Origin of the sequence: Streptococcus mitis (assembly GCF_002860865.1) — a bacterium.
In the GTDB taxonomy this organism is placed as follows: Bacteria; Bacillota; Bacilli; order Lactobacillales; family Streptococcaceae; genus Streptococcus; species Streptococcus mitis_AT.
In genome coordinates, this window is sequence record NZ_PKIE01000001.1 from 684550 (window position 1) to 706368 (window position 21819).

The 21819-nt window shown below is 40.4% G+C and carries 20 protein-coding genes, 2 tRNA genes and 1 pseudogene; all 23 read right to left on the reverse strand.

Features of this window, described 5'->3' with window-relative positions:
- Positions 1-49: 49 nt before the first annotated feature.
- Positions 50-1384, reverse strand: coding sequence for a two-component system sensor histidine kinase CiaH (gene ciaH, locus CYK18_RS03340; protein WP_101785051.1), 1335 nt, complete (start codon positions 1382-1384; stop codon positions 50-52).
- A complete protein-coding gene (ciaR, locus tag CYK18_RS03345) occupies positions 1374-2048 on the reverse strand; it encodes a two-component system response regulator CiaR (RefSeq protein ID WP_101785053.1) in 675 nt (224 codons plus the stop codon). Before ciaR ends, ciaH begins: the two co-directional genes overlap by 11 nt.
- A 215-nt stretch (positions 2049-2263) precedes the next feature.
- Positions 2264-4810, reverse strand: coding sequence for a M1 family metallopeptidase (locus CYK18_RS03355; protein ID WP_101785055.1), 2547 nt, complete (start codon positions 4808-4810; stop codon positions 2264-2266).
- 121 nt (positions 4811-4931) lie between these two features.
- On the reverse strand, positions 4932-5372 hold the full coding sequence (locus CYK18_RS03360) for an ASCH domain-containing protein (protein WP_101782032.1): 441 nt from the start codon (positions 5370-5372) through the stop codon (positions 4932-4934).
- Positions 5332-6216, reverse strand: a complete 885-nt coding sequence (locus CYK18_RS03365; protein ID WP_101785057.1) for a putative PEP-binding protein — start codon at positions 6214-6216, stop codon at positions 5332-5334. The genes CYK18_RS03360 and CYK18_RS03365 overlap by 41 nt, the downstream gene beginning before the upstream one ends.
- Complete coding sequence (locus tag CYK18_RS03370) at positions 6194-6694, reverse strand: NUDIX hydrolase (protein WP_101782034.1); 501 nt, start codon at positions 6692-6694, stop codon at positions 6194-6196. The genes CYK18_RS03365 and CYK18_RS03370 overlap by 23 nt, the downstream gene beginning before the upstream one ends.
- Positions 6695-6703: 9 nt before the next feature.
- Complete coding sequence (locus CYK18_RS03375) at positions 6704-7402, reverse strand: 3-oxoacyl-ACP reductase (protein WP_101782035.1); 699 nt, start codon at positions 7400-7402, stop codon at positions 6704-6706.
- Positions 7395-7631 (reverse strand): DUF2829 domain-containing protein, encoded by a 237-nt coding sequence (locus tag CYK18_RS03380; protein WP_000141906.1) that lies wholly within the window; start codon positions 7629-7631, stop codon positions 7395-7397. The genes CYK18_RS03375 and CYK18_RS03380 overlap by 8 nt, the downstream gene beginning before the upstream one ends.
- Before the next feature lie 110 nt (positions 7632-7741).
- A pseudogene (locus CYK18_RS10925) lies at positions 7742-8572 on the reverse strand (IS630 family transposase).
- 299 nt (positions 8573-8871) lie between these two features.
- Positions 8872-10284 carry a Fe-S cluster assembly protein SufB gene (gene sufB / locus CYK18_RS03395; protein WP_101785059.1) on the reverse strand — a complete coding sequence of 471 codons (1413 nt, stop codon included), beginning with the start codon at positions 10282-10284 and terminating at the stop codon, positions 8872-8874.
- 57 nt (positions 10285-10341) lie between these two features.
- Positions 10342-10782 carry a Fe-S cluster assembly sulfur transfer protein SufU gene (gene sufU, locus CYK18_RS03400; protein WP_101785061.1) on the reverse strand — a complete coding sequence of 147 codons (441 nt, stop codon included), beginning with the start codon at positions 10780-10782 and terminating at the stop codon, positions 10342-10344.
- Positions 10769-11995, reverse strand: a complete 1227-nt coding sequence (locus tag CYK18_RS03405; RefSeq protein WP_101785063.1) for a cysteine desulfurase — start codon at positions 11993-11995, stop codon at positions 10769-10771. The genes sufU and CYK18_RS03405 overlap by 14 nt, the downstream gene beginning before the upstream one ends.
- Positions 11996-12005: 10 nt before the next feature.
- A complete protein-coding gene (gene sufD, locus CYK18_RS03410) occupies positions 12006-13268 on the reverse strand; it encodes a Fe-S cluster assembly protein SufD (protein WP_101785065.1) in 1263 nt (420 codons plus the stop codon).
- A gap of 27 nt (positions 13269-13295) precedes the next feature.
- The gene (gene sufC / locus CYK18_RS03415) at positions 13296-14066 is read right to left on the reverse strand and encodes a Fe-S cluster assembly ATPase SufC (protein WP_101785311.1); all 771 of its coding nucleotides are present in this window, start codon (positions 14064-14066) and stop codon (positions 13296-13298) included.
- Positions 14067-14216: 150 nt separating this feature from the next.
- Positions 14217-14411: a DUF3272 domain-containing protein gene (locus CYK18_RS03420; RefSeq protein WP_001081602.1), complete on the reverse strand. Its 195-nt coding sequence runs from the start codon at positions 14409-14411 to the stop codon at positions 14217-14219.
- A 27-nt stretch (positions 14412-14438) separates the two neighbouring features.
- A complete protein-coding gene (gene dnaX, locus CYK18_RS03425) occupies positions 14439-16094 on the reverse strand; it encodes a DNA polymerase III subunit gamma/tau (RefSeq protein WP_060805698.1) in 1656 nt (551 codons plus the stop codon).
- Complete coding sequence (locus tag CYK18_RS03430; RefSeq protein WP_101785067.1) at positions 16094-16591, reverse strand: GAF domain-containing protein; 498 nt, start codon at positions 16589-16591, stop codon at positions 16094-16096. The genes dnaX and CYK18_RS03430 overlap by 1 nt, the downstream gene beginning before the upstream one ends.
- 85 nt (positions 16592-16676) lie before the next feature.
- On the reverse strand, positions 16677-17879 hold the full coding sequence (gene rpsA / locus CYK18_RS03435) for a 30S ribosomal protein S1 (protein WP_001001631.1): 1203 nt from the start codon (positions 17877-17879) through the stop codon (positions 16677-16679).
- A 161-nt stretch (positions 17880-18040) separates the two neighbouring features.
- Positions 18041-18112, reverse strand: a tRNA-Gln gene (locus CYK18_RS03440).
- 9 nt (positions 18113-18121) lie between these two features.
- Positions 18122-18202, reverse strand: a tRNA-Tyr gene (locus CYK18_RS03445).
- Positions 18203-18251: 49 nt separating this feature from the next.
- On the reverse strand, positions 18252-18482 hold the full coding sequence (locus CYK18_RS03450) for a DUF2969 domain-containing protein (protein ID WP_000037113.1): 231 nt from the start codon (positions 18480-18482) through the stop codon (positions 18252-18254).
- Between the two features lie 98 nt (positions 18483-18580).
- Positions 18581-20548, reverse strand: coding sequence for a peptide ABC transporter substrate-binding protein (locus CYK18_RS03455; RefSeq protein ID WP_000837408.1), 1968 nt, complete (start codon positions 20546-20548; stop codon positions 18581-18583).
- Positions 20549-20570: 22 nt separating this feature from the next.
- On the reverse strand, positions 20571-21593 hold the full coding sequence (locus tag CYK18_RS03460) for a branched-chain amino acid aminotransferase (protein ID WP_049513662.1): 1023 nt from the start codon (positions 21591-21593) through the stop codon (positions 20571-20573).
- Positions 21594-21819: the final 226 nt, after the last annotated feature.

The following is a 21819-nucleotide window of genomic DNA, read 5'->3' on the forward strand; positions in this document are numbered from 1 at the left end:
GACTGAAAGTCACATAATCCAAAATATCGCCCCATATGGAGCGATATTTTTATTTTTTCTTTTTCGATGGTGTATGGATGGCAATCTTCACTTCAAAGATTGTTCCCTTGGGTTTATTATCTTTAACAGTAATGGTTCCTTTAAGCGCATCTACAATTTGCTTGGCCAGAGATAATCCTAAACCAAAACCACCTTTTTGACGGGTTCTAGCCTTGTCTACTCGATAAAAACGATCAAAAATTTTCTTCTTATCTTCTGTCGAAATACCGACTCCATTATCAGAAACCAGTAAATACAGATTGCGATCTGTCGCCGAGATAAGAAAATCAATTTCACCATCCTCCTCAGTATATTTGATAGCATTATCAAACAGGATGGTCATCAATTGTTTCAAAAGAAGCTGATCTGTGACAATCGTGCGATGAATCCGATTTTCAAAACGGAAGACACGGTCATTTTCCGAGGCAATCATCTCATAGTTTGTGAAAGTCGTATTGAAAAAACTGGTTGGAACTTCTGCAAGTTCCGGTTTAATCCCATCATCTCTACGAGCTAAGTTCAGCAAGTTTGTCGTCAAAAAACGCATATTTCGGACTTCTTCCAAACTAGAGGCAATGCTTTCGCTCACATCCATAATGGTTGCTTCTGGCTTACGAAAAAGGGTCTCTAAGCGATTTTGCAAAACTGCGAGTGGAGTTCGTAACTCATGACTAGCATTTTCCACAAAGGACTGTTGCTTCTGCATGCTCTCAAGCAGGGGCCTAACACTGACCCTAGCTAGATAGAGACTTGCAAGTAAAGATAAAATCCAGAAACTTGCCATCACAATCACAATCAATTTCTCGTGCTTTTGACTGGCCTGCTCCAACTGACTGGTATTAATCAAGATAGCTGCATACTTGATATTGGTTGAAACCGAACTGATATTGGTTTCCATCAATATCATGCGATAGATTTCTTCTTGTCCATAGCTATTAAAAACCTGAATCTGATAGATATGGCCTAGTTCTTTTTTCTCTAACTTAATCTTATCCAATCCCAAAAATCGATTTCCAGAAAGGAGCTGTGTAAAATTCTTATCAAAAAGAATAACCTCCGTATTGGAACTGACATTGGGTTTTATCTCAGTCTTACTAGTATCTGTAGCGGCATGCTCTAAGTCTTTAATCTCTTCTGTTGCCCTATTTACAGCAAGCTGAATAACTGCCTGAGGATTTTCACTCAGTCCATGAAGCTTATCATCCACCGAAGTATAGAGACTCGAGTGCATGACCTGCAAAATAATTAGAGTCATGGTGGAGAAAATCAGAGTGAAGACACCAAAGTTGCGGATAAAATAACTAAAGTCATCCGCATACCATGTTTTTTTTAGTTTACTGAACATCTTTTAAAATATACCCAACACTGCGCAAGGTTTGCAAATTCTCTGCAAAAGTGGTTCCTTTTAATTTCTTACGAATTTTTGAAACATAGACTTCGACAACTGAAATTGTTGTGTCACTATCAAATCCCCATAAACGATCAAAAATCTGAGTCTTAGGCAAAATAACATTTTGATTTTGAAGGAAATAAACTAATAAATCGAACTCTTTCCCCAGTAATTCGACATGAGTATCTTCAACCTTAACGGTATTGGTTGACAAATTAACTACAATATTTCCATAAGTCAAGGTGTTTTCATTAAACTTGCCTGAACGTTTGAGAAGGGCTTGAATCCGCATTTTGAGTTCTTCTAAGTAGAAAGGTTTGGTCAGATAATCATCCGCTCCCAGTTCAAATCCATGTCCCTTGTCATCCAAACTTTCCTTGGCAGTCATGATCAGAACTGGAGTCGTAATTCCCTTTTCACGCAATTCTTTCAAGACTTGGAAGCCATTTTTTTCTGGCAACATCAAATCGAGCAAAATCAAATCATAGACGCCACTTTCAGCTTCGTAGAGACCTTCTTCCCCATCAAATACCTGCATGACATCCGCAAAATCGTCTAAAAAGTCAAATACTGAATTTGACAGGCCTAGGTCATCCTCAACCAATAAGATTTTTATCATGAGAAACTCCTCCTTATTAAAACCATTATACCAAATTTGCCTTAAAAAAAAACTCAACTCTCTGCATTTTATACTCAATGAAAATCAAAGAGCAAACTAGGAAGCTAGCCGCAGGCTGTACTTGAGTACGGCAAGGCGACGCTGACGTGGTTTGAATTTGATTTTCGAAGAGTATTACATGAGATAGCTGAGTTTTCTTTTTATTTTAGGCTCATTTATGAATTTCCGTATTGAAGAACGACTGCTTCCACTGCAGCTTTTTCACGGTTAATCAAGTCAACACGCGCTGCAATTTCCTTGATTCCCATACCGATGTTACGGCTAAGAGCAAGGTCAGAAAGTTGCGGTTCAAAGAATTCCTTGTACTCTGCCAAGCGTTGCTGAGTCTTAAATACGTGTGCAGGAAGGATAACAAAGCTATCAAAGCTCATATCTCCACCAAGAGCTGCCTTAATCCAAGCCCAGTTTTCACGCGCCCAAGACCAAGCTGTTTCCTGAGTTGCTTGGTGAGCTAGGAATTGGTAATACCAAGCAGACAAGTCTTGTGGTTTGACCACAAATTTGTCCTTCCAAGAAGCAATCAAGGTTTGGATATTGTTCGCATCTGTACTGTAAGCAAGAGCAACTGCCAACTGGCGTTTAAAGACAGCATCTGTTGCGTGAGTATAAGTATCAAGATAAAGTGCTAACAAGTCTTTGGTCTCATGATGTTTCATCTCATTAATCAGAACTTGTGAGCGAATAGCTGCTGGAAGTCCTGCAAGATTCTCCTTGTGTGTTTCGAAGATTTGGCTAGCGACTTGACTAGCTTCTGCACCATTTGAGCGAATCATCATAGAAACAGCCAACTGACGAACCAATTCATCCTCATCTGATTCTCCGTCTTTAGCTTCAAAACCAAGACGGTCATAGTTGTGACGAGCCAATTTAGCAACCAAGGCTTTGAAGGCTCTTTCAGCTTCTGTTCCTTCATCGATAAAGCGCTCAAGAGCAGAAATTACTTCAGAAACAGCTGAAACGACAAGGTAAGATTCTTCCTTAGCAAGTTTATCAAGAACTGGGAGCAAGTCAGCATAAGAAATGTGCCCTGCTTCAGCAAGCAAGCGACGTTCTTGGACGATTTGCAGTTTACTTGTGTTATCAAGCTCAACTAGGTCAGCAAGAACAGCATCTAATAAGCCTCCTTGATAGTCTGTAATGTAGTGGGCTGTATTTTCAGTGTTGAGACGAAGAGCTCCGTCATTTTCAGCAAGAAGAGCTGCGTAGCCAGGGATTTCGATACTTTCAGTTTCAAGTGTATCAGGCAAGCCTTTCCAGTTGCTGTTTAGTGGCACAACCCAGAGACGGTTCTTATCTTCGTTCTCACCGATGAAGAATTGTTTTTGTGAAATCTTCAAGACATCATTTTCAACTTTGACAGTGAGAACTGGATAACCAGGTTGTTCCAACCAAGAATCCATAAAGGCTGAAACATCACGGCTAGATGCTTGACCAAGAGCATCCCAAAGGTCACGACCAATTGTATTGCTGTACTGATGTTTTTCAAAGTAGGCATGCAAACCTTTGGCAAAATCGGCATCACCTAGCCAACGACGAAGCATGTGCATGAGGCGACTTCCTTTGGCATAGACGATAGCTCCGTCAAAGAGCGTATTGATTTCATCTGGATGTTTAACTTCGACGTGGACAGACTGAACACCATCAGTCGCATCGCGTTCAAGAGCGTGAGGCACTCCACCTGTTTGGAAATCTTCAAAGATATTCCAGCTTGGTTCAATAGCATCCACACAGACGTACTCCATCATGTTAGCAAAGCTTTCATTGAGCCAAAGGTCATCCCACCATTTCATAGTTACGAGATTCCCAAACCATTGGTGAGCCAATTCATGGGCCACAACCAGAGCAACTTGTTGACGGCTGGCAAAGGTAGAGTTTTCATCCACAACCAAGTAAACTTCACGGTAGGTCACAAGACCCCAGTTTTCCATAGCACCAGCTGAGAAGTCAGGGAGGGCGATATGTAGAGATTGAGGAATTGGGTACTTAACTCCATAGTAATCTTCGTAAAACTCGATAGAGCGAACAGCGATATCCAGTGAGAAATCAAGGTTAGATAGTGGGTGGGCTTTGGTTGAGTAAACACCTACAAGAGTACCGTTTTTAGTTTTAGCCGTTACACCTTGCAAATCACCCGCAACAAAGGCTAACAAGTAAGAAGACATGCGAGCTGTTGTCTCAAACTTCCAGATACCTGTTTCCTTACGGTTTTCAACATTGATTTCTGGCATGTTAGACAAGGCCAATTCACCTTCTGCTTGGTCAAAACGTAGAGAGAGGTCAAAAGTTGCTTTGGCTTCTGGCTCATCCACACATGGGAAGGCTTCGCGCGCAAAATGGCTCTCGAACTGAGTAGACAATACTTCCTTCTTGACTCCATCAACTGTATAGTAAGATGGGTAAATCCCTGTCATGTTATCTGTAATTTTTCCTGAGAAAGCGATAACCACTTCAACTTGACCAGCCTCAGCTAATTCAATATGAAGGGCTTCATTGTCATGATCAACTGTGAATGGGCGAGCTACCCCTGCAACTTCTACAGTGGCGATTTCCAAGTCTTTTTGGTGGAGGGAAATACGGTCACTCTGTGCTTGACCAGTGATGGTCACCTTCCCAGAAAACGTCTTGGTCTCACGACTCAAGTCTAAAAATAAATCATAATGTTCAGGAACAAATTGCTTAATAAAATGTTCAACTGCTTGCATAGTTTTCTCCTATCTAAGTTTAAGAGCTGGAGCTCTTCTTCAAACAAACTTATTATATCATGTTTTGCCTAAGAAAAAAGGATTGGACGGTGATTTCCAAAACTTTCTTCCTTCTAGCAGTCTACAGGGGGTAGACCTTGCGAAATTCTTCTAAAACAACCTTGCTTTCAGGTGTAAAAGTCAGTCCTGCTTCACCCAAACAGTCTGTGAAAAAATCCTCATGAACCTGACGCCAATAGGTAAGTGATTTGTCTCCCTCACCTTCCTTAAAGGCATGTTGAGCAGAAACTTGATTGAAGGGCTGGACAGAAACCTTTGTAATTTCGACAATACAGACAGCCTGATTTTGACTATCTAAAATGATGTCAAAGGTGCCTTCTTGCGGAAGAGACTCAGCTTCTAGTGCATAGAGGTCGTAGGCTGATGCTGTTGCAGTCTTTTCGCCGCTTAAAACCAAATCTGCCAAGAAATCGGCATCTACTCCAAAAGCCCAGGCATCGATTTCATCTCCTATAGAGGGGTTAATTTTCTTGTATGCATTCCACATTTCTTGCGGTGTCATGGGTGCTCCTTTGTAATTTTTTACTTTCTTCTTTTATATGTTTGAGATGGTCTGGATGGTCAATCTCTAAATTAAAAATCTCTGGAATAGAACTATAATGGATAATACATTTGATATCCATCTGATTCATTTTTTGTATGAAAGAATCATTCAGATAGCCTGCTACAGCAAAGTCAATCTTTTTCATCCTTGCTTTATCCTGCATATCTCTTAGCATATCTAACATTATTGGACTTTCCATATCATGCCATTGACTGTTTCTCACAGTCGCAAAAACAAAAGAAGTCAAATCATTCATTCCAACTACAATCTTTGAAATACCCGTTTCCAGTATTCTGTCCAAGTCAAAATAAGCTGACGGTAATTCAACCATTGTGGCGACTTTTCCAGTAAAGCCACACTGACGCAACACTGTAATAGCTTGCTTTAACTGCTCAGCATCATTGACAAAAGGAAAGATAACGGATAGATTGGGATTGTTTTGATAAACTTCTGTAACGACATGTGCTTCAGCCTGAAATTCATCCGGACACGCCAGTAAACGCCTAGTCCCTCTATAACCAAACAAAGGATGGCGTTCATCAAAATACTCTTTAGTCCCCTCTAGACAATTAGCTTCTGTATTCGTTAACTCAGAAAAACGATACCAGATCTCCTCATCTGAGTACAAGGAACAGATAGTATCTAGATAATCTTTTACAAATTGCTGACAACTTGGTAATAGGATGTTTTGATTGAGCTCTCTCAACAAATATTCCCCACGAATCATGCCAACATGATGAAATAGTTGTGGATAAACTTTTTCATCAAGTTTTTCGCCACTAAGGGCAAGTTGGTTTCTCATCATTCACCTTCCAATTCATGTAAGAAGTCTTGTCCAGTTCTGGAAATCCTAATAACTCTGCTTTGACCTTCAAGACTAGTGGCGATGCATTTTCTTCTGTGATCTCTTGAATATTCATCCAAATATATCCAAGTGAATCATTCGCACCATCAGACACAGCTTCCGAAATCGTAACTTGAGGTGCCTCCTCATTCATTTCAACATCATACAGGACCATGACATGGTAAACCATAAAATTTTTTAATTCTTCCCTGACAAAAACATCGTAGATTCGAGGATTGGAGTAGCTTCCAACAGTATATCCCGTCTCTTCCAAAACTTCTCTAATCAGCGTTTCCGTCAGTCCTTCACCAAGTTGCTGACTGCCTCCAGGTAGATCATACCGATGTTGATAAGGGCCTCTCGTTTTTTCAATGCAGAGTAACTTCCCATTTTCAAAACAAACAGCGTAGGCTCCAAAGTGTCTTTTGATTTCCATCAGATCCTCCTACTTCAAAGACCAGCCACCATCTATTGTCAGAATTTGTCCCTGCATGGCGCTTGCTTTTCTACTTGCTAAGAAAAGACTGATCTCTGCTACTTCCTCTGGCTCAATCCAGCGTTTGATTGGTGTTTCACTAGCCACCCAGTCAGCCAATCCACCTGGCTCAAAATCCGCAGCGGTCATAGCTGTCTTGACTGCTCCTGGAGCGATACCAAATACCTGAATCCCAGCTTCAGCATAGTCTAGAGCCAACTGCTTGGTAAAGCCAGCCAAGGCATGCTTCGAAGAAGTATAGGCGTGTCCACCGCCACCTGCTAGGCTAGAAGCAATAGAGCACATATTGATGATGATTCCCTTTTTATTTTCCAGCATTTGTGTCAAATAATACCGAGTCAACTCAACAGGAGTCACATAGTTGATTTCAAAAATATCTTGAATTTCCTGCGCTGTCTGTTCCAAAAGTGGTTTGTAATCATCCAAAACTCCCGCAGTATTGCACAAAACATCCACCTGAGAACACCAGTCAAAAATAGGCTCTAAGTCCAAGGTCAAATCTCTCTGTAAAAAGTGGAAATCACCCTGTAAGAGTGGATTTTCACCTTGGTCAACTCCATAAACTTGATAGCCATTCTCTAAAAAAAGTTGAGCTTGAGCCATGCCAATTCCTGAACTCACTCCTGTAATGAGTACACGTTTAGTCATGCACTTCTACCCAATCCGTCGCTAAAACATCACAAGGTGTCGGGCTCCACATGGAAAAACCTTCTCCCTCACCAGACACGTTGATGAGGAAATAGGGCGTCACTTCTAGGGCCACACCATTTTGCTCGATAGTGTCAAAAAGTTGGACATAGTTTTCAGCACCTCCCCATCCAGTTCGTACAAATTTTTTCTTAGCCTTTAACCCAGGCAGAATTTCTTCAAATGTCATGTTTTTCTCCTTTTATTCTACATTCTTCATTTAATTATAACAAAAAACCGTTGTGCAACGGCTTTTTGACTCATTTTAAATCAAAATCAATAAGCATTTTATAATTATAGTCATTTAATTTTAAAAAAACGTTCCAAACATTCAAAAATATTTGGGACTTCCCTTAATAAATCAGTCACTTTCTTCTTCAAAATATCTCAAACTTGCTCAATAGGATTCAAATCTGGTGAATAAGGTGGTAGAGGTAAGAAAAAGTAAAGTCCACCCAAAATGTTCTTGGGATGAAAACTAGCATTGTCCATGACAATGACATGAGGTGTCTTCAAAGCAGGCAGGAGTTGCATTTTGAACCACTCCACAAAGAAATCGCTCGTCATACTTTCCTTGTAAATCATGGGAGCTATAAACTCTCCATCTACTTGTCTTGCAACAATCGAAGTCCGCTCAAAACGCCGTCCGCTAATCTTTTCATAGACTTTCTCCCCTCTAAGAGCCCGTGCATAAGGACGATAGAGGTAGCGGTCGATTCCCGTTTCGTCAATATATACGACTGGTAAATCTTTTAGGCTATTAAAAATATCAAAAAACTCAGCGACTTTCTCTGAATCTTGTCCCTTAAAGCTAGTCGTCTTTTTTTAAAGTGACCTTAATCTGCTTTAAAGCTGCCTATACTGAAGGGACAGCACAATCAAAATGTGCCACAATTTCCCGTAAAAAAGCGTCTAGATGAGCCTCTACAAAGGCTTTCAATCCCTCCAAAGGAATCTTCCGCTTTTTGACGACTCGCTTTTTCCGCTCTAAGTGTCCTTGTTCACGTCTTTCTTTTCCCATGTGAAGAGAATTCTGACGCCAACATCAAAAACTTTAGCTGCCTCGACATGGCTATGTCTTTCTTTGATGTAATCTAATGCTCCTTGTTTAAAATCTCTACTATATGCCATAGCTTTATTATAAGATGCTTATTTTAAACTAAGCAACTATATCGTGGCTTGAACTAACTATTTTATATATTGTCTTACTTCGTCCTCACAAAAATATATCAAAAATCAAAAGCGCTTAGGAAAAAACTCTATTTCATGAGAGAATACAATAAATCTTCCCACAATAAAACGCATAATATCAAGTTTTTTTGGCTCCTGATATCATGCGTTTTCTGTTCTTAAAATATTTTTTCTCAGTCTCTTTTTGTTACAAGTTCATCTTCAAGATCTTTGATTGGGGGTAAATCTAAAAACAAATTTTACCCAACTGACCCTTCCATTTCATAGCTAATCAAGCGGTTAAGCTCAACTGCATATTCCATTGGAAGTTCTTTTGTGAAGGGCTCTACAAATCCCATAACAATCATTTCTGTCGCTTCTGATTCTGACAATCCACGGCTCATGAGGTAATATAGTTGCTCTTCTGAAATCTTAGATACCTTAGCTTCGTGTTCTAAAGCGACTTGTGAGTTGTGAATTTCATTAAAAGGAATGGTATCTGATGCTGATAAGTCATCCATGATAATAGTATCACACTCAATGTGAGAAACAGATTTCTTAGAGTTTTTGTTAAAGGTTACTTGTCCACGGTAGTCAACCTTCCCTCCGCCTTTAGCGATGGATTTAGACACAATAGACGAGCTTGTATGTGGAGCGTTGTGGATCATCTTAGCTCCAGTATCCTGGTGTTGCCCTGCATTGGCAAAGGCAATAGAAAGCATGGTACCACGCGCCCCTTCTCCATCAAGGTAAACAGATGGGTATTTCATAGTTGTTTTAGCACCCAAGTTTCCATCAATCCACTCAACAGTGGCATCCTTTTGAGCCTTAGCACGCTTTGTCACCAAGTTATAGACGTTATCAGACCAGTTTTGGATGGTTGTATAACGCATATAAGCTCCATCCAAGGCAAAGATTTCTACGATGGCCGCATGCAAGCTGTTACTTGAATAAGTTGGTGCTGTACAGCCCTCTACGTAGTGGACACTTGCTCCCTCATCAACGATAATCAAGGTACGTTCAAACTGACCAGTATTTTCGTTGTTGATACGGAAGTAAGTTTGAAGTGGGATATCCACTTTGACCCCTTTTGGTACGTAGATAAAGGTTCCACCAGACCATACTGCTGAGTTAAGGGCAGCCAACTTGTTATCTGTTGGCGGTACCAACTTCGCAAAGTATTGTTTAAACAAGTCTGGGTATTCCTTGAGGGCAGAATCCGTATCTGTAAAGATAATCCCCAATTTCTGGAACTCTTCCTTCATGTTGTGGTAAACCACTTCTGACTCGTACTGGGCAGAGGCACCTGCTAAATAAGCACGCTCAGCTTCCGGAATCCCGATACGTTCAAAGGTTTCTTTAATTTTTTCAGGAACTTCGTCCCAAGAACGGGCTGGTTTATCAGATGGTTTTTGGTAGTAGATCAAGTCATCAAAATCAATCTCTGACAAGTCTGCTCCCCAAGTTTGCATAGGCATTTTTTTGAAGATTTCATAAGACTTCAAACGGAATTCTAACATCCACTCAGGTTCTCCCTTAGCAGCTGATAGTTCACGAATGACATCTTCGTTCAATCCTTTTCCTGTCGATAGGACAGGCTCTACATCATCATGGAAACCAAATTTATATTCACCAAGGTCAATTGGTTTTGGTTCTACTCTTTCTTCAGCCATAATATCCTTTCTTTCATTCTTCATTTCTACTGATTCATAAGACAAAAGAAACTTGTCTTATTGTTTTTCTTGATTTTCAATTGTTTTCTTCAGGGCATTCCAAGCTAGGGTTGCACACTTAATTCGTTGAGGGAATTTTGCAACGCCTGATAAGAAGGCTGCGTCTCCAAGGTGGTCTTGACGCTCATCTTTTTGCCCTTGAACCATTTCAGAAAAAATAGTCGCAAGTTCTAAGATTTCTTCTTTGGTTTTTCCTAAAACTACATCTGTCATCATGCTAGCAGAGGCAGTTGAGATGGTACAACCTGAGTTTAGAAAAGCGATATCCTCCAAGCGGTCATCTGCATCAAACTTGACAGAGAGATTGATAACATCCCCACAGGTCGGATTGTTGAGACTGATTTGCTCAGCATCATCCAACTTCCCTTGATGATGTGGATTTTTCGAATGGTCCGCTACCACTGCCATATAAAGGCTATCTAGTTTAGAAAGTGCCATTGAAAAACTCCTTTGTCTTTTGTAAGGCATCGACTAGCTTGTCGCAATCTGCCTTGGTATTGTAGATATAAAAACTTGCACGAGCTGTTGCTGGAACATCCAAATACTGGAGCAAGGGTTGAGCGCAATGGTGACCTGCTCGAACAGCTACTCCTTCATAATCCAAAGCAGTCGCAAGGTCGTGCGGATGAAGATCACCTAGGTTAAAGGCAATCACACCTGAACGTTGAGCCAAGTCCTGTGAACCATAAATGGTCAGTCCTTCAATCGCCTGCAGTTTTGGATATACGTATGCGATTAATTCCTGTTCATGAGCTTCAATGGAATCCATACCAATCTTTTCCAGATAATCCACTGCCGCAGCAAGTCCGATTGCACCAGCCATGTTAGGAGTTCCAGCCTCAAATTTCCAAGGTAATTCCTTCCAACTAGCAGATTGTTCATAAACGAAATCAATCATTTCGCCACCAAATTCTACTGGTGACATTTGTTCCAGATACTTTTCTTTACCGTAAAGGACACCAATACCAGTCGGACCAGCCATCTTGTGACCTGAAAAGGCAAAGAAGTCCACATCCAAGTCCTGAACATCAATCTTCATATGAGGCGTAGATTGAGCACCATCCACCACCATGATAGCTCCAACTTGGTGGGCCAATCGAGTGATTTCTTTGATCGGATTGACAACACCAAGAACATTTGAGGCGTGAGCTAGGGAGACAAACTTGACTCTATCAGTCAATTTAACTCGCAAATCATCCATATCCAGAGATCCGTCCTTGAGATAGACATAAACAAGCTCTGCTCCAGTCTTGCGGCAGGCTTCCTGCCAAGGAATGATATTAGAATGGTGTTCCATGACGGAAATCAAGACCTGGTCTCCCTCAGTCAAGACTTCCTCAGCAAAGCGCGCTACCCAATTAAGACTGGTCGTCGTTCCTCTAGTAAAGAGAACTTCCTTTGTAGACCCTGCATTGATAAACTTACGAATGGTTTCACGAGCAGCTTCATAGGAAGCAGTCGCCCGCTCCGCCAAGGTATGAACGCCACGATGAACATTGGCATTGTCGTTCTCATAGTAGCGGTTAATCGTCTCCAGAACTGCTAGTGGTTTTTGTGTCGTCGCAGCATTGTCCAAATAAACCAATGGTTCATCATTAACAATCTGGTCTAAAATTGGAAAATCCTTGCGAATCACTTCTACATCTAACATAGGCTACCCCTTAGCGTTTTGACAATTTTTCTTCGATAGTTGCGATCATTTCATCACGAACTTCCTTGACTGGAATCTCAACGATAACAGATCCAAGGAAACCACGAACAACCAAGCGTTCTGCAGTTGCCTTATCTAAACCACGGCTCATGAGGTAGTACATGTCTTCTGGATCCACCTGACCGATAGAAGCTGCGTGACCTGCAGTAACATCATTTTCGTCAATCAAAAGAATTGGATTGGCATCTGAACGCGCTTGGTCTGAAAGCATAAGAACACGACTCTCTTGTTGCGCATCCGCTCCCTTAGCACCCTTGATGATGTGGCCGATACCATTGAAGGTCAAGGTTGCTTTTTCAAGAATAACCCCATGTTGTAGGATATTTCCGATTGAATTACAACCATAGTTTGTTACGCGAGTGTCAATTCCTTGCACCTGACGGCCACTTGAAAGAGCTACGACCTTGAGATCTGCATGGCTACCATTTCCAATCAAGTCGCTATCAAAGTCCGCAACGACGTTCCCTTCGTTCATGACACCGATTGCCCAGTCAATACTTGCATCGTTGCCTAATTTACCTCGACGGCTAATGTAGGCAGTAACATTTTCACCTAGACGGTCAATGGCGGCAAACTTCACTTGAGCACCAGAACGTGCAATTACTTCAACAGTAATGTTTGCAGTTGCTTTAACACTTCCTTCACCGCGTGACTCTAAACGTTCCAGATAACTAATCTTAGAGTTTTTACCAGCGATAATCATAATATGCTTGTTAAACGGCACGTCGCTATCGCTGTCTTGATAGAAAATTCCTTCGATTGGTTCAGCAATTTCCACGTTATCAGGAATATAGAGAACAGCACCACTATTGAAATAAGCTGTATGGTAGGCTGCCAACTTGTCATCGTCATACTTAACAGATGACATGAAGAATTCTTCGATCAGCTCTGGAATTTCTTCTAAAGCTGAGTGGAAGTCTGTAAAGACGACACCCTGTTCAGCTAACTCAACTGGAGTTTGCTCAAAAACAGTTTGAGTTCCTACTTGCACCAACTTCAAGTGATTATCTAGAGCTGTGAAATCTGGAACATTTGCTGATGGCTCACTTTCTGTAATCGTTCCATCACCCAGATTCCAACGGTGGAATTTGACACGCTCAATAACTGGTAATTCCAAAGTCTCAATCTTGTCAAAAGCTTTTTGACGGAGATCAGCCAACCATCTTGGTTCAGCGTGCATTTCTGAAAAAAGTTTAATAGTTTCTTTAGTCATTTACTTCTCCTAAAAGATACGAGGGAATTACAATTCTTCCTTGTAGTCGTAGCCAAGTTCTTCAGCTAGTTTTGCGTATCCTTCACGTTCCAAACGCGCAGCCAATTCTGGACCACCAGAAAGGACAACACGCCCCTCCATCATGACGTGTACCACATCAGGTGTGATGTAGTTCAAAAGACGTTGGTAGTGAGTGATAATCATAGCACCAAAGCCTTCACCACGCATAGCATTCACACCTTTAGACACAACTTTAAGGGCATCAATATCAAGACCAGAGTCAATCTCATCCAAAAGGGCAAAAATTGGTTCCAACATCAAAAGTTGAAGAATTTCATTACGTTTTTTCTCACCACCAGAGAAACCTTCGTTGAGGTAACGCTCAGCCATTTCTTCTTTCATGTTGAGCAATTCCATCTTCTCGTCTAGTTTAGTGATAAACTCACGAACTGAAATCTTCTCATCGTCTTCTTTACCAGCATTCATAGCTGCACGAAGAAACTCAGCATTGGTAATTCCAGGAATTTCTGATGGGTATTGCATAGCAAGGAAAAGTCCCATACGCGCACGCTCGTCAACTTCCAACTCAAGGATGTTTACGCCATCAAACAAGACTTCACCTTTGGTAACTTCATAGTTTGGATTTCCCATGATAGCTGCAGAAAGAGTCGATTTACCTGTACCATTTGGTCCCATGATAGCGGCGATTTCTCCTGTTTTCAGGGTCAGGTTAACCCCTTTTAAAATTTCTTTTCCTTCAATCTCAACGTGAAGATCTTTGATCTCTAATACTGACATGATAGTTCCTTTCTTTTTCAAGACCTTTACAGTTCTTACTGGAAACATACTTGATTTCCTTAGAAAATACGGTAAAAGCTCAATAAATATACTTTTATAGTATAACAAAAAAAAGCCTAAAAGGCTTTGATTTTGTCTAGAAGCTGAGGACTAGTCTTTTCCTTTTAAATGTTGGTCAATGACATCTACTATTTTACCCATCAAGTAACTAACTCGGAAATTTCTAAAGAGTAAAATGGCCCAAAAGGCTGCCATAATATAGCGACCAGTCATCCAGGCTTCATTGAAAAAATAGGTCTCAGCAGCTGTAAACAGCGCGATGATAATAAATTGTTGTCTATTCATAAACTTATTGTATCATGAAATCTTTCTTTAGTCTTCCTCTACCTTCACTTTATCAGCCAAAAATTCAAATCCTTCTGGAATCAGGCTTTCTTCTGCTTCTTTTTCAGTTTGAGAAGATTTGGCTTTGGCTGAAAAGGCTGCGCGAACTTCTTTCCATTCCTCCATGGAAATGGCTAAAATCTCAGGTGAAAAACCTGCTGCCTGACTGAGGATGTTACCAAACATAGTGTTGAGATTGTCCCGTTTCATGGTTTGACCAGCATTGAAGTTAGATTCAAAAGCAAGAATAGCATGGTGTTCATTGGCTGCAACCGGTTGAGAACCAACTAGCAGAGCCTTATCAGGACCTCCAAGACTTTCAATCACTTCTCCCCAGGCATTTTGCAAGCGAATCAGATTTTGACGTGCTAAATCTGGATTTTCAACGGCCTCTTGTAGGATCGATTGAACCTTATTGCGATCCACACGATAGACGGTCTTGCTCGCTGCTGGACGGGTAGGTACTGGACTAGTTGGTTTTGGTACAGTGCCCACATTGGCGAGTTCTTGTTTGAGACGCGCAACTTCCTGTCTCAATGCAGAAATTTCATGTTCAACTGCCCCAGAAAGAGCTGGTTCAGGCTTAATCTCTGCCAAACGGATAGTCATCATCTCAACATAAATCTTAGGCTGCAAACTAGACTTAATATCTGCTAAACTGACTGTCGCCAAGCGAATCATTTCAAACAGATTTTCTTGAGGAAGTGCCAAATTCTCTACAAATACTGGACTATGATGAGTGTTTTCTCCCCCTGTTTGAACAATTAACAAGTCTCTTAAATAGTGCAAAAGATCCGTCACAAAACGAGTCATGCTCTTACCATTGTCAAAAAGAAGATTCAAGCAAGACAAAGCCTTGGGAACATCCTGTTGAGACAAGGCAGCCACATAATCATCCAAGGCTGATAGACTAATGGTGCCAGTAATTTCTTCAGAGATGGCAGTCGTCAACTCGTTTCCCTGTGTCAAACTCAGGGCTTGATCCAAAATAGACAAGGCATCTCGCATTCCACCTTCAGCCCGTCTGGCAATGATTTCCACAGCCTCTGGTTCAGAACTGATATTTTCTTTTTCTAAGATATAGCGGATATGTTCCTTAATATCCTGTGTCTTAATCGATTTAAATTCAAAACGTTGCACACGGGATAGAATAGTGGCAGGAATCTTGTGCAATTCAGTAGTAGCCAAAATAAAGACCACATTCTGTGTTGGCTCTTCCAGAGTCTTTAGGAGGGCATTAAAAGCCCCTGTAGACAGCATGTGAACCTCGTCTATGATATAAACCTTATAACGGGCAAGACTAGGGGCATAGGTAGATTTATCACGAATTTCACGGATTTCATCGACTCCATTATTAGAGGCCGCATCCATTTCGATGACATCTTCTAAACTACCATCCGTCACTGCCTGACAAATATAGCAGTTATTACATGGTTCACCACCCACTTGATTGGGACAGTTCATAGCCTTGGCAAAGATCTTAGCCACACTGGTTTTTCCCGTTCCACGAGGACCAGAAAAAAGATATGCATGACTTATTTTCTCTTGTTCCACCGCTTGTTTAAGAGTCTTAGCTACAACTTCTTGACCAACCAACTGGGAGAAATTTTGACTTCTATATTTTCGATAAAGTGCTTGATACATTAGGCTTTCTCCCCAAACATTGTAAAGTCCCATTCTGTCTTTTCAAGCAAAATAGCGACAAATTGTTCCAAATAATCTCGATCCATAGCATCATAATCATCAATCTCTGAAGAATCCAGATCCAGAACCCCGAGCAATTGACCATTCTTCATCATTGGCACAACAATTTCACTTTTAGCTCGACTATCACAAGAAATATAGTTGGGATAAGTTGTTACATTACCAACCAGAACAGTTTCCTGAAAGTGGGCTGCCTCCCCACAAACACCTTTGCCTAGTGAGATACGGATACAGGAAACACCTCCTTGGAAAGGACCTAAAACCAATTCCTTTCCATCGAACAGATAAAAGCCTGCGAATACGGTATTAGGAAAGCGTGATTTTAGAAGAGCGCTGGCGTTGGAAAGATTAGCCAAAACATTGGTTTCACAATCCAATAAAAAAGAGAGCTCTTCATTTAACATTTGATAACGTGATTGTTTTTCTGATTCTAACATAGGACTATTATATCAAAAAAGACTTACAGACAAAAGAAAAATCCCTTGTTTAGGAAACAAAGGATTTTATGAATTTTCAATTTGATTACAGTTCGATATCACCGAACAAGTCAGCCATTGAGAATCCTGTTTGTGTTTCTGGAAGTTCGAAATCACGTTTTTCTTGACGTTTTGGACGACGTGGACGAGCAGCACGTTTTTCTTCTTTTTGTCCTTCTTCTTGAGCTGGACGCTCTTCAAGAGCTTTGATAGAAAGTGATACGCGCTCTGCATCTGCGTTAACTTCAAGAACTTTAACTTGAACTTCTTGACCAACTTTAAGAGCTTCTTTTGGATTTTCAATACGTTTGTGTGAAATTTGTGATACGTGAACAAGTCCATCGATACCTGGCAATACTTCAACAAATGCACCGAAGTCAGTCAAACGTTTAACTGTTCCTTCTACTACATCACCTTTAGCCAATTTTTGCTCAACGCCATCCCATGGTCCAGGTGTTGTTGCTTTAAGTGAAAGCGATACGCGTCCTTCTTCTTCGTTAAGATCAAGGATTTTCACTTCAATTTCTTCACCAACTGTTACAACTGATTTTGGTGATACGTTACGCTCGTGTGACAATTCAGTCAAGTGAACCAATCCGTCAACACCACCAAGGTCGATAAAAGCACCGAAGCTTGTGATACGGGCAACTTTACCAGTTACAACATCACCAACAGCCAATTTACCGAATACTTCAGCGCGAGCTGCTGCTGTAGCTGCTTCAACAACTTCACGACGTGAAAGGATGAAGCGGTTTTCTTTAGCGTCAACTTCTTTGATTTTAGCGTCAAATTCTTGACCTACAAAACGCTCAGTGTTACGTACGAAACGAGTATCCAACATTGAAGCTGGGATAAATCCACGAACACCTTCAAATTCTACTGAAAGTCCACCTTTAACGGCACGAGTTCCTTTAACAGTAACAACTTCTTCTTCGCGACCAACAAGTTTGTCCCATGCTTTGCGAGCTTCAAGGCGTTTTTTAGATACAAGGTATGTAACTGTATCAGTATCTTTACCAACTACTTGACGAAGTACAAGAACATCCAATACTTCTCCTACTTTAACAAAGTCATTGATATCTGCATCGCGATCGTTTGTCAATTCGCGAAGAGTCAAGACACCTTCAACACCAGTTCCAGAGATTGCAACGTTAGCTTGAGTCGCATCAACTGTCAATACTTCAGCACTAACAACATCACCAGTCTCAACTTGGCTAACGCTATTTAGCAAATCTTCAAATTCGTTCATCTAAAAAATCCTCCAACAATCAAGTTTTTCTTAAACTTGACATACTTATAATTTTTTTCCTAAGCACCCGCAAGGACATGTTCATATCGTTCACGTCTTTCAATTATAAAAATAAAATACCCTAAGATATTTTGCTTTTTATCTTGATTATTACCTAAGAACTGGGGTAGCTGGATTCGAACCAACGCATGAGGGAGTCAAAGTCCCTTGCCTTACCGCTTGGCTATACCCCATTGATGAAATGGAGAGAGAGGGATTCGAACCCCCGAACCCGAAGGAGCGGATTTACAGTCCGCCGCGTTTAGCCTCTTCGCTATCTCTCCTACAATCAACATGGACTATTATATCATGAAAATTTCAAAAAAACAAGACTTATTTTGCTAAATTATAATTTTCAATCAAAATTTCCACAGCTTTTTCCAATTTTTTATAAAAACTATCGACATTCCCATTCTTTATGATGGCAAATTGTCCGTCTAATTCGGCAATTTCTCCGATAACTTTTTTACCAATGGTCAAGGTATAACCTTCAAAACTGTCTTTTCCTACATTAACTTTAGCATCTGCTACTTGAATTTCGATTTTTTTATCTTTCTTACTCATTTCATACCTCTCTTCACTTTTTCTATTTTACAAGAAAATCCCAAAACTAGCAAGAAAAAACTCTATATCATTCCAAGTCTGATATAGAGTTTTCTGCTTTATTTAATGTGTTTTTCTAGTTCTTTTTGGTACTTACCGTTTGATTCCAATTTTTCTTTTTGCCATTTTTTCAGTGCTTCTTCATATTCTTTTGTTGTAACGATATCTTTTTGCAATTTCATTCCTTTAAAAATATATGGGTCACCTTTAATACCAACTTGTGAGTATGGTTTTGAGAATGGCACGACATTACTTACAACTGGAGAACCACCAGATGAAGCTGTTGGCATCAATAATGAACTATCTGTCAACCAAGCTTGAGCCTTGGCATATTTTTCATAGCGTTCTTCAAGATTTGTAGTTTCTGAATCTGCATCATCCAATAATTTCTTATATTGGTCCAAACCAAGTTTAGCTACAACATCCTTATCTTTCCCCTTAGTAATACCAAGGTGTTTCATAGCAGAACCTGATTTAGGATCCATGATATTCAAGTAAGAGGCTGGGTCTTGATAGCTTGGAGCCCATCCTGTACTGTTCAAATCATAGTCTTTTTGAGAAGGAACACGCGCTTGAGAAGTGATTGTTTCCTTTTCATTATCTGTCATTTGAAGAACATCAATGACAACATTTTCAGCACCAAGAGTTGATTCGATAGACTGTTTGAAAGAGTTGCTTTGTTGAACGGCGATGGTATCTGTTTGTTCAACTGGGACATCCAAATGAATTGGGAATGTTACCCCTTTAGATTCCAAGTCTTTCTTAGCTTTTTCGAAAGCAGCTTTAGCCTTGTCAGGATTATAGATAGAATCCTTACCGTCAACTAGCTCAACACCTTTCCATTGGTCACCGTAGTTCACCAACTCTGCTTGAGCGATTTGACCAAAGTTTTTACCACCTGCTTGTACAAAGTTGTCAGGAACAAGGCTGTTACGAATAATCTTGTCCGCACCGTCTTCACCATTTAGCTGGGCAGCATAAGAATGGCGGTTGAAGGCAAAGTTGATAGCCTGACGGAAGTCCTTATTAAGCATAGCTTCTTTAGTAGAAGTCTTTTGCTCTTCACTTGTTTTCGCAGTTTTATTATATGACTGACGATTTACGTTAAAGGTGAAGTAATAGCTACTTGAGTCCTGTGGGCTATAAGTGATTTTATCTCCGTATTGTTCCAAAGTAGAAGCAAAGTTTGAGCTACTTGGGAAGAGACGGGCTGTCGTATAAGCACCAGAAGAGAAGCTACGAATCAACGATTCCTGATCAGAACCATCGTAGTAGGTCAATTTGATCTTCTCGATTTTTACCTTTTCTTTATCCCAGTAGTTTGGATTTTTCTCGTATTCGATTAACGATTTAGAAGTCAAGGTCTTCAAGATATAAGGACCATTGTAAAGAATCCCTGCTGGAGTAACTGCTCCATAATCTTTACCTGATGCCTTCAAAAACTCTTCATTTACAGGCAACATCGTCGCTGTTGTAACTTTAGAGTTCCAGAAACTTTCTGGTTTGTTTAGGGTATATTCGACTGTATAATCGTCCAAGGCCTTAACACCAACTGTAGAGAAATCGTTCGTCTCACCAGTCATATAGGCATCCAAACCCTTGATTGAATTTTGGATGAGAGAGACACCGTCTGACTTACCGTCAGCTACATGTTTCAATCCTGTTACAAAGTCATGGGCTGTTACTTCTGCATATTCTTCACCTTCAGAAGTGTACCATTTAACTCCTTTACGAAGTTTGTAGGTATAAGTCAAACCATCTTTTGACACAGACCAATCCTCAGCCAAGGAAGGGATAACATTTCCGTACTGGTCGTTTTCCATCAAGCCATCAACCACGTTCCCGATGACATCTGTTGTCGATGTACGAGTTGCTATACTATAGTCCAAAGATGCTGGATCTACTGCATAGACATATGAAAATGTTGTCGGTGCATCTGCTTCTTTATCAGCTTTTCCACAAGCCACTAAAAGAGCTGTTGTACTCAGGACCACTCCTGCTGTTAAGAGCCACTTTTTCGATTTCATCAAAAATCTCCTTTTGTTTATTTTAATCTACTTTTACAATCCAACCTTCTGGCGCTTCAATATCACCAAACTGAATACCTGTCAATTCATCATATAGTTTACGAGTCACAGGACCAACTTCTGTTTCACTATAGAATACATGGAAATCATCACCGTGCTGAATTCCACCAATTGGCGAAATAACTGCTGCTGTACCACAAGCACCTGCCTCTACAAAACGATCAAGCTTATCAATTGGAACATCACCCTCAATAGGAGTCAAACCCAAGCGGTGTTCTGCCAAATAAAGTAAAGAATACTTAGTAATAGATGGCAAAATAGATGGACTCAATGGTGTTACAAATTCATTGTCAGCTGTAATTCCAAAGAAGTTAGCTGAACCTACTTCTTCAATCTTTGTATGAGTTGATGGGTCTAGGTAGATAACATCTGAGAAATGACGTGACTTGGCCAATTTCCCTGGCAAGAGACTTGCAGCATAGTTCCCACCAACCTTAGCCGCACCTGTACCATTTGGAGCCGCACGATCGTATTCATCCTGAATCAAGAAGTTGGTTGGAACCAAACCACCCTTAAAGTAATTTCCAACTGGCATAGCAAAGATGGTGAAAATGTATTCCTCTGCTGGTTTAACCCCGATAATATCTCCAACACCAATCAAAAGTGGACGAAGATAAAGGGTTCCACCTGTTCCATATGGTGGTACGTATTCTTCATTGGCGCGGACAACTGCCTTACAAGCTTCTACAAACATGTCTGTCGGAACTTGTGGCATCAAGAGACGATTACAAGTACGTTGCAGACGTTTAGCATTTTCGTCAGGACGGAAAAGTTGAACACTACCATCCTTAGTACGGTAAGCTTTCAAACCTTCAAAGGCTTGTTGACCATAGTGAAGACTTGGAGAAGACTCTGAAATATGCAAGGTTGCATCTTCTGTAAGTTCTCCTTGATTCCATTGTCCATTTTTAAAATGAGCAATATAGCGATAAGGTAATTTCATATAGGAGAAACCAAGGTTTTCCCAATCAATCGTTACTGTCATATTCCACTCCTTATTCTAAAAACCTATTTCTTATATTCTACACTTTTTTTCTAAAATAGCAAGTATATTTTGTAATTTTCAGAAAATTTCTTCAATAAAAAGAATCTAAGGTATCTGTCGTAATGAATCCTATATGGAGATTGCATAAAAGACTCAAATTATTCTTCTATCTCGTTTAGTAAAATCTATTCAATAACTGAACTTATTTTTGACATACATAGAGCCC

Coding starts and splice junctions, on each gene's coding strand:
- sufU (WP_101785061.1), bottom strand. CDS start 10,782: ATGGCACTTTCTAAACTAGATAGCCTTTATATGGCAGTGGTAGCGGAC.
- dnaX (WP_060805698.1), bottom strand. CDS start 16,094: ATGTATCAAGCACTTTATCGAAAATATAGAAGTCAAAATTTCTCCCAG.
- ciaR (WP_101785053.1), bottom strand. CDS start 2,048: ATGATAAAAATCTTATTGGTTGAGGATGACCTAGGCCTGTCAAATTCA.
- CYK18_RS03360 (WP_101782032.1), bottom strand. CDS start 5,372: ATGACACCGCAAGAAATGTGGAATGCATACAAGAAAATTAACCCCTCT.
- CYK18_RS03460 (WP_049513662.1), bottom strand. CDS start 21,593: ATGACAGTAACGATTGATTGGGAAAACCTTGGTTTCTCCTATATGAAA.
- CYK18_RS03370 (WP_101782034.1), bottom strand. CDS start 6,694: ATGGAAATCAAAAGACACTTTGGAGCCTACGCTGTTTGTTTTGAAAAT.
- sufB (WP_101785059.1), bottom strand. CDS start 10,284: ATGGCTGAAGAAAGAGTAGAACCAAAACCAATTGACCTTGGTGAATAT.
- CYK18_RS03420 (WP_001081602.1), bottom strand. CDS start 14,411: ATGAATAGACAACAATTTATTATCATCGCGCTGTTTACAGCTGCTGAG.
- rpsA (WP_001001631.1), bottom strand. CDS start 17,879: ATGAACGAATTTGAAGATTTGCTAAATAGCGTTAGCCAAGTTGAGACT.
- CYK18_RS03430 (WP_101785067.1), bottom strand. CDS start 16,591: ATGTTAGAATCAGAAAAACAATCACGTTATCAAATGTTAAATGAAGAG.
- sufC (WP_101785311.1), bottom strand. CDS start 14,066: ATGTCAGTATTAGAGATCAAAGATCTTCACGTTGAGATTGAAGGAAAA.
- CYK18_RS03380 (WP_000141906.1), bottom strand. CDS start 7,631: ATGACATTTGAAGAAATTCTGCCTGGGTTAAAGGCTAAGAAAAAATTT.
- sufD (WP_101785065.1), bottom strand. CDS start 13,268: ATGACTAAAGAAACTATTAAACTTTTTTCAGAAATGCACGCTGAACCA.
- ciaH (WP_101785051.1), bottom strand. CDS start 1,384: ATGTTCAGTAAACTAAAAAAAACATGGTATGCGGATGACTTTAGTTAT.
- CYK18_RS03450 (WP_000037113.1), bottom strand. CDS start 18,482: ATGAGTAAGAAAGATAAAAAAATCGAAATTCAAGTAGCAGATGCTAAA.
- CYK18_RS03375 (WP_101782035.1), bottom strand. CDS start 7,402: ATGACTAAACGTGTACTCATTACAGGAGTGAGTTCAGGAATTGGCATG.
- CYK18_RS03405 (WP_101785063.1), bottom strand. CDS start 11,995: ATGTTAGATGTAGAAGTGATTCGCAAGGATTTTCCAATTTTAGACCAG.
- CYK18_RS03365 (WP_101785057.1), bottom strand. CDS start 6,216: ATGAGAAACCAACTTGCCCTTAGTGGCGAAAAACTTGATGAAAAAGTT.
- CYK18_RS03355 (WP_101785055.1), bottom strand. CDS start 4,810: ATGCAAGCAGTTGAACATTTTATTAAGCAATTTGTTCCTGAACATTAT.
- CYK18_RS03455 (WP_000837408.1), bottom strand. CDS start 20,548: ATGAAATCGAAAAAGTGGCTCTTAACAGCAGGAGTGGTCCTGAGTACA.